Genomic DNA, 7,425 nt, shown 5'->3' with positions numbered 1-7,425 from the left:
AAGCTCTGGGGCGCAATCGCCGCCATCGCCGCCCTCGCCGGCGCGGTCTGCCTGCGCGTGGTCTTCTACGAGCTGGGCCTGAGCGTCTTCATGTTCTACTAGGATTCGCCGGCCCCGCCGCAAGACGGTGGCGGGGCCGCCCCGGAGCCCCGGATCGTTTCGCGTGAGGCGCCGGCTGTTTCGGCACGGATGTCTCACGTGAGGCACCGCGCGTTCCCGAGACGTCCCAACAGGCGCCCGTCCCCAGCCGGGACGATGCCGATCGGAGCCCCCTGCGGGCGCGGTTCGTTCCCCCAACCCCTTGCAAACGACGAGCCGCCCCCGCAGGGGGCTCCGCCTGCGGGGCGGAAAGCTTGTAGACGGATCTCAAACAGCGCATCGATCACGAATGTTTCACGCGAAGCATCCCGTCAGAGAGCGGTCGTCCTCGGGCGCATATCGTCGATGATGGCTTCGGCCACCTCTCGGGCGTGCGGGGCGGGCTCCTCCGCTGCCTTCGACCTCAGGGCTTCGGGGATGACGTCGCTCAGGTTGGAGAGCGCGTCGAAGACGATGCTCCCGGGGATCTCCAAATCGTCGGCGAACAAGCGCCAGTCCGCGGTCGTGATCTCGTCGAGGTTCCGGGTGTCGCCGACTGAAACGCCCATGACCCGCGAGTATCCCAGAACCGTGGTGGACACGAGGTCGTACGCCGGTGCCAGGTTGCGCCTCTCCCAATCGGGCGAGTAGAGCAGTGAGTAGTTTTTCAGGTGGTTGTCGCAGTTGCCGACAAGGTAGTCGAACGCGATCTGACGCGCGAGCTCCGTCTTGTCGCGGATGAGGTCGGAGGAGCACCGATTCAGCACGCGGTTGGCGATCGCAGCGTAGTTGTCGGTCGTCTCGAACTCGTACTTGCCGTACGGGGGAAGGCCGGCGGCTTGGCAGAAGTCTTCCTGGTGCAGGCGGATGGGGATGCGCGCGCCGCCGTCGGCGAACATGCGGTCGAATCGCCGCACGGCGAGAAGCGGCCTCTTGCCGGGGACGATGAAGGCTTCTGCGACGCTCAGGCCGCATGCGCGCGCTGCCTCCATGCACAGGTACTCGTTGACCGCGAGATGCGGATGCCGCTCGTCGGGGATCTTGACGATGTGGGTCGACGGGGCGGTGCCGAATGGCGCGAGCCAGTTGTCGCTCGGATCGTCCCCCGTATGGCACAGCCCTACCTTCGCCTGCGCCCCGGCGAGCGACAGCCTGGTCAGCTCCACCTCCAAGGTGGCGGCGTAAGCCGGAGCTGCGAGAAGCTCCTCGAACCGCTCGAAGGCGAAGGGCTCGTATGAGGGCGCGAAATCCTCCGGATGCGTATCGGGCGTGCAGAACATGAGTGCGCCGACGCATTCGCAGTTGAGCCTGGCGAGCATGCTGAGCCAGTCGGAGGGGGGCACCCCTAGGCGGTGCGAGAGCTCCTGGCGCATGCGCCCTTCGGGGATGATGCCCTCGAAGAACCCTGCGTGCTCGTGCGGCGGAAAGGGCTCGCTTCGCAGGGGAAGCGAGAACGACAGTGCGTCGGGATGAGCGCTGGTCAGGTACTGCGGATCGTACGCGAACGTTGTCTCTCGGCCCCTGCGCCCAAGGGTTCCGGTTTTCTCGAACTCGCCGTTATAGAAGCGGAAAACCTCAAGGGTGTCCATGCTAGCCCCTTTCGATCGCGGCGAGGTCGAGCCCGATGCTGTTCATGATGCGGAGCACCTGGCCGATGCCCGCGCCGCTCTTTCCGCGTTCCAACTCGCTCACGAAGCGCACGCTGCACTGGTTGAACGCGGCCACCTGGCCCTGCGTGTAGCCGAGTTTCTTCCGGCGCGCACGGATGGCGCGCCCGAGCTCTTCCGGGTCATACACGATGCTTTTCCGGTCGAAGGCCATGACGCTTCCTTTCGCGCAAAATTATCACTATCGGGAATATAACAGCTGCGTCTGTTGAAATTTTCCCTATTGGGATATTGCTAGCGAATCGACATAACATTATCCCAAAAGGGAAAAAATTGCTTCACCGCGGCTTCTGCGAGGTCGATGAGCTCTTGCTGGGTGTGGATGTCCGTCTTCTTGTAGATGTGGCGCATGCGAGCACCTCGGCTTGTCGGTCTTCGCTTGGCATAAAAGGGGACTATCCCCTTTTATGCCATTTGAACCGTGCCCGCAGTGATTCCTCAGGGCAGGCGTTCCCGGTGCACGAGATCGATGACCTCTTGGCGGCTGTGGACGCCGAGCTTCTGGTAGATGTTGCGGGTGTGGTAGTTCGCCGTTCCGGCTGCGATGCAGAGATCCTCTTGGATGCGCGCGGAACTGCGTCCCTCGGCCAGCAGCACGAACACCTCGCGCTCGCGCTCGGATAGGCCGAAGCGTTCGACGATCTGTTCGAGCGACGTGCTCGGGGCGATCGGTTCGGCGGCCTTCTCGGCGCGCATTTTGCCGCGACGGTTCGCGAAGTAGCTCACGACCACGGCTGCCAGCAGCAATTCGCAGCTGGCGAACAGGCACACGCTGGCCACCTGCGCGATCACCGTGCCGCCCAGGTCGGCAACGCGCTCGCCCAGAAATGCTCCGGCAAGGTCGCTCACGGCTAGTGTCATGCGTCCCATCATGAAGATGCGCGCCGGCGACTGATCGGTGACGAGCGCGAACAGGACGGTGCCGAACAGCAGCATGAGCTCGAAGGCCACGCTGCCAACGGGGTACGCGACGTCGCCGAGCGAGTCCGCCGCGAACTGGGCGAACGGCAGCAGAACCACTGCCAATACCAAAAGCGGTGCGACGAAGAGCAGGGAAAACGACCTACGATCCGCCAAAAAGAGCGCGGTTCCCGCGAATCCGAGCACGAGGATGCCCGCTACGAGGTAGAACAGCATACCGTAGTTCGTGCCGGCCACCTCGAACGAGGGGAGGAGCGCCACCGTGAATCCGACGAGCGCCACGAACGCGACGAGCAACGCGTTGCGTTTCCCCTGCGACCGGCCCTGCTCGGGACGGTCCGACGAGGGGCGCGGAAGCCCGCGCTGGTAACGTCGCGCGAACTGCAGCGCGCCGCCGGAGCACAGCGGCAGCACCACGAGCAGCGCGAGGCAGGCCCAGCGCGGCAGGTAGCCGATGCTCACGCAGATGACTACGACGGCGGCTAAAATGGTGGGGAAGTTCGCGATGATCGTGCGCGACGACACGTTTCCGAACACGGAGGCCCATCGCGCAGCCAGCACGGCCGAGCCGATTCCCGTGAGAAGTCCGGCCGCCCAAACGAGCCACGGTGTCGGCATACTCTGGTCGAGGCAGTACAGAAGCGTGCCGAGCGCGGTCACCGCCGGCGCGGCCACGGCGCCGATGCGGCTCTCGCTGGCGCGCATGAACGCTTTCGTGCGCGCCAGGCCCATGCCTAGCGTCGCGATCAACGCGAGCGCCGACGAGAGGTAGATCACGTCGGTGGGGTCGATGCCCGTGGCCGTTTCCACGTTGAGCCCGCCGCCGTAGAACAGCAGGAACAACCACGAGATGTGGAAGATGAAGCCGAGCAGGTCCGGACGAATCCTCTGAAGGGGCGCCAAGGGGTCGGAAATGCGTTCCTGTCCTTCTGAACTGGCATTGTGTTCGATCCCCATACGTTGGTCCCCTTCGCTCCCATACGTTTCTTATGGGCGGATTGCGGGCCGTTTCACGCCAAAACCGTAAGAAACGCATCTGGCGGCGGCTTTCCCGGCCTGCCTATTATAGCTCCGCTCGTCACCCGATCAACGCGACGGTGGCGAGCCTGAGAGGACGAGGCTAGGAGGAAGTATGGTGAATTCGCTTTTGACGCGGCGCAGCTTCGTGAAGCTCGCGGCCGTCGTCGGGGCGGCTGCGGGACTCGCGACGGCGACGCCGCATCAAGCCCTCGCCGAAACTGGGGGAGGCGGGGCATCGGCGGACGACGTCAAGGTGGTGCGCACCTGCTGCCGCGCGTGCGGCAAGAACGAGTGCGGCGTGCTGGTGACCGTGCAGAACGGCCGCGCCGTGAAAGTGGAGGGCGACGCCGACACGGCGTTCCACTCGATGGGCAACTGCTGCACGAAGTCGCAGGCGTCCATTCAGGCGGCGTATCATCCCGACCGCCTGTACCACCCGCTGAAGCGCACGAACCCCAAGGGCGCGATCGATCCGGGTTGGACGCGCATCACGTGGGACGAGGCGTACGCGACCATCGCCGAGAAGTTCCAGGAGCTCAAGGACCGCTACGGCGGCGAGTCGATGTTCTTCATGGGCGGCACCTCGCGCATATGGACGCAGCACGCCTACGCCGGCTGGCTCCAGCTGGTGGAAAGCCCCAACGCCGTGACCGCTTGGCAGATCTGCAAGGGGCCGCGCCACATGGCCACGCAGATGCAGTCGGAGTTCGCCTACTCGTGGATGGCCACCACCGACCGCCCGCGTGTGTTCGTGCAGTGGGGCACCGCCACCGAGATCTCGAACTACGACGAGAGCTGCCGTACCACGGTGGACCTGGCGAACACGGCCGACGAGTACATCTCTGTCGACCCGCGCCGCACGGGCCTCAACCACGAGGCCGACACCTGGGCCAACCTGACACCCGGCACCGACGGGGCGCTCGCTTTGTCGTGGGCGCAGGTAATCATTGAGAACAATCTGTTCAAAGACCTGTTCGTGAAGCGCTGGACCAACGCGCCTTTCCTCGTAGTGGACGGCATGAAGCCCTCCGGTGGCGAGCTGGTGAACATGATCGCCTGGTCGGAGCTCAAGCCCATGCGCACGCGCCTGCTCAAGGAGGGCGACCTGAAAGAGGGTGGCAGCATGGCCCGCTACATGGTGTGGGACGAACTGGCTGGCACCGACGACGCCCATCCGCTGCACGACAACGACCCGTCCGGGCACCTCACCTACTTCGACGCCGACACTGGCCTCTGGGAAGGCGAGCCCGACGAAGTGTGGAGCGAGTTCTACGACAACCCGCAGCCGAACCTGCCCAAGGGCACCGTGCCCGGCCGCATCGCGAAGGAGAGCCCCTTCAACCCCGAGATCGATCCAGCGTTGCGCGGCGAGTTCGAGGTGGCGCTAGCCGACGGGGCCACGTACAAGGCGCGGCCCGTGTGGGATCTGTGGGTTGAGTACCTGCAGGACTTCGCACCGGAGAAGGCCGCCGAGATCACCGGCATTCCCGCTGCCGACATCGAGGCGATGGCGAAGAAGTGGGCCACGCCGCTCGACCCCTCCACCGGCTACGGCAACGGCGGACTGCAATACGGCTTGGCGCCCGAGCACGCGTGCAACGCCATCCAGAACAACCGCATCTTCGACACGCTCGTTGGCATCACGGGCAACTGGGACACGCCGGCGGGCAACCGCGGCCCTACCTGCGGCATGTTCTCCGGCGCCGAAGATGCGCAGCCCACTATTGTGACAGGGCATTACGAGGGCATCGATTGGTCGAAGTTCCACGACAAGATCCTCGGTCACGAGAAGATACCCACGCTTTCGTGGTGGCAGCAGTGGGCCGACGCGAACGCAGTGCAGGACGCCATCCTCACGGGCGAGCCGTACCCGGTGCGCGGCGGCTTGTGCGAGGCCTCGGGCTTCCTGAACCAGGGCAACTCGTCGAAGTACTGGGAGGCCCTGTGCGCGCTCGACTTCTACGTGGTGCAGGACCTGTGGAAGACGCCCGCGGCCGGCGCGGCCGACATCCTCTTGCCGGTGTACCATTGGCTGGAGGTGGACTGCCCGCGCATCTCCCAGGGGTCGACGGGCGCGCAAGGCGCGAACTGCCGCTGCATTGAACCGCCGGCCGATTGCCGCTTCGACGTGGACATCGTCACCGACGTATACAAGGCCATGGGGGTTCCCTATGCTGATGACCCGGTGTCGTTCGGCTTGCCGGAAGGCTGTGTCTACCCCACGAGCGAGCAGCTGTTCGACAAGTGCGTGGCGCCCATGGGCATGACGTGGGCCGAGTACAAGGAGGCCTTCCAGGAGCACGGTTGGTGGGACTGCCGTGAGATCGCGCCCGAGACGTGGGGCACGTACCGCCGCTACGAGACGGGCATGTGCTCGAAGCCGAGCCTGGTCACGCCAGCGGGCAATCCGATGAAAGGCATGTCCACCCCCACGCGCAAGATGGAGATCTGGTCCACGGCGCTCGAAACCTACGAGCCCGACGGGCGGTTCAACCTTCCCACCTGGGATCCGGCGCCGCTCAACGAGCAGGGGGATCCTTCCGTGGCCGAGGAGTGGCCCTTCCTTTTGACCACCGGCCGCCGCATACCCGTGTACTTCCATTCCGAGCACCGGCAGCTGCCGTGGTGCCGGGAGCTTTGGCCGGCACCGCGCATGGAGATCAACCCCGACGATGCGAAACGGTTAGGCATCGAGCAGGGCGACTGGGTGTGGATCGAGAGCCCGATGGGCAAGATCCGCCAGACGGCCGACCTTTACTACGGCATCAAGCCTGGCACCGTGAACGCCGAGCACCAGTGGTGGTTCCCCGAGCTCGACCAGGCGGGTGGCGGCTTTGATCTGTGCTCTATCAACTGCTTGGTAGATCCCGACGTGCAAGACCCGGTGTGCGGCGCGTCGTACTTGCGTGCTTATAACGTGAAGGTGTACAAGGCCACGCCCGAGAACTCGCCGTTCGGCAACCCGGTGCCGTGTGGCGAGGACGGGACCGAGATCATCTACGACTCGTCCGACCCGCGCCTGAAGGAATGGCTGCCCAACTACGAGATTCGAGAGGAGGCGTGACGTTATGACCCAGTATGCGATCGTCACCGATGTGAACCGCTGCGTCGGATGCCTTGCATGCAGCGTGGCGTGCAAGGTGGTGAACAACGTTCCGGTTGGCGCGTTCTGGAACAAGACGCTGCGCATCACCAATCCGTCCGACGGCAGCCAGAACTGGCCGGACGTGGACAACTACTACCTCACCGTGTCGTGCCAGCATTGTGCCGACCCCGAGTGCGTGAGGGTGTGCCCCACGGGCGCCTCGCGCAAGCTCGAGGATGGCACTGTGCAGATCGACAAGTCCAAGTGCATCGGCTGCCAGTTCTGCGCGATGGCCTGCCCCTACAACGTGCGCTACCTCAACGAGGAGGAGGGCGTGGTGGAGAAGTGCACCCTCTGCGAGCAGAAGGTCGCCCAGGGCGAGCTCCCGCAGTGCGTGTCGCAGTGCGGCGGCATGGCGCGCTGGTTCGGCGACCTGGACGAGGGTATCGAGTCGTTCAAAGGCGCGCGCGGCGAGACGCTCGGCGACTTCTGCGAGCCCTTCGACGAGGCCGACGTGCATGCGTTGCCGGACGTGGGCAACGGGCCCGAGGGCCGGTTCATCTTACGCCGCATGACATGGAAGGGAGGGGAGTAGCATGGAGCTGCAGTGGCCTTTGATCGCGTTCACCACGCTCGTGGCGTGGAGCGCGGGGC

At 65.0% G+C, this 7,425-nt stretch carries 5 protein-coding genes; 2 read left to right on the top strand and 3 right to left on the bottom strand.

The window, feature by feature from the left end; translation table 11 throughout:
- Positions 1 to 410: 410 nt before the first annotated feature.
- From B5F40_RS15465 to B5F40_RS15455, 3 genes are all read right to left on the bottom strand, one after another.
- Positions 411 to 1,667 (bottom strand): HipA domain-containing protein, encoded by a 1,257-nt coding sequence (locus B5F40_RS15465; protein ID WP_087195169.1) that lies wholly within the window; start codon positions 1,665 to 1,667, stop codon positions 411 to 413.
- 1 nt (position 1,668) lies between these two features.
- Positions 1,669 to 1,899: a helix-turn-helix domain-containing protein gene (locus B5F40_RS15460; protein ID WP_087195168.1), complete on the bottom strand. Its 231-nt coding sequence runs from the start codon at positions 1,897 to 1,899 to the stop codon at positions 1,669 to 1,671.
- 284 nt (positions 1,900 to 2,183) lie between these two features.
- Positions 2,184 to 3,623, bottom strand: a complete 1,440-nt coding sequence (locus B5F40_RS15455; RefSeq protein ID WP_087195167.1) for a helix-turn-helix transcriptional regulator — start codon at positions 3,621 to 3,623, stop codon at positions 2,184 to 2,186.
- A gap of 175 nt (positions 3,624 to 3,798) precedes the next feature.
- On the opposite strand from B5F40_RS15455, the gene B5F40_RS15450 reads away from it, so the two are divergent.
- Both B5F40_RS15450 and B5F40_RS15445 read left to right on the top strand, forming a co-directional pair.
- Positions 3,799 to 6,750: a molybdopterin-containing oxidoreductase family protein gene (locus B5F40_RS15450; protein WP_087195166.1), complete on the top strand. Its 2,952-nt coding sequence runs from the start codon at positions 3,799 to 3,801 to the stop codon at positions 6,748 to 6,750.
- 4 nt (positions 6,751 to 6,754) lie between these two features.
- Positions 6,755 to 7,366 carry a 4Fe-4S dicluster domain-containing protein gene (locus B5F40_RS15445; protein ID WP_087195165.1) on the top strand — a complete coding sequence of 204 codons (612 nt, stop codon included), beginning with the start codon at positions 6,755 to 6,757 and terminating at the stop codon, positions 7,364 to 7,366.
- The last annotated feature ends 59 nt before the right edge of the window (positions 7,367 to 7,425 follow it).

Origin of the sequence: Gordonibacter sp. An230 (assembly GCF_002159915.1) — a bacterium.
GTDB lineage: Bacteria > Actinomycetota > Coriobacteriia > Coriobacteriales > Eggerthellaceae > Rubneribacter.
Note: the sequence above shows the minus strand (reverse complement) of the source record. Positions and strands in the feature narration are given on the sequence as shown.

Coding starts and splice junctions, on each gene's coding strand:
- B5F40_RS15445 (WP_087195165.1), top strand. CDS start 6,755: ATGACCCAGTATGCGATCGTCACCGATGTGAACCGCTGCGTCGGATGC.
- B5F40_RS15460 (WP_087195168.1), bottom strand. CDS start 1,899: ATGGCCTTCGACCGGAAAAGCATCGTGTATGACCCGGAAGAGCTCGGG.
- B5F40_RS15450 (WP_087195166.1), top strand. CDS start 3,799: ATGGTGAATTCGCTTTTGACGCGGCGCAGCTTCGTGAAGCTCGCGGCC.
- B5F40_RS15455 (WP_087195167.1), bottom strand. CDS start 3,623: ATGGGGATCGAACACAATGCCAGTTCAGAAGGACAGGAACGCATTTCC.
- B5F40_RS15465 (WP_087195169.1), bottom strand. CDS start 1,667: ATGGACACCCTTGAGGTTTTCCGCTTCTATAACGGCGAGTTCGAGAAA.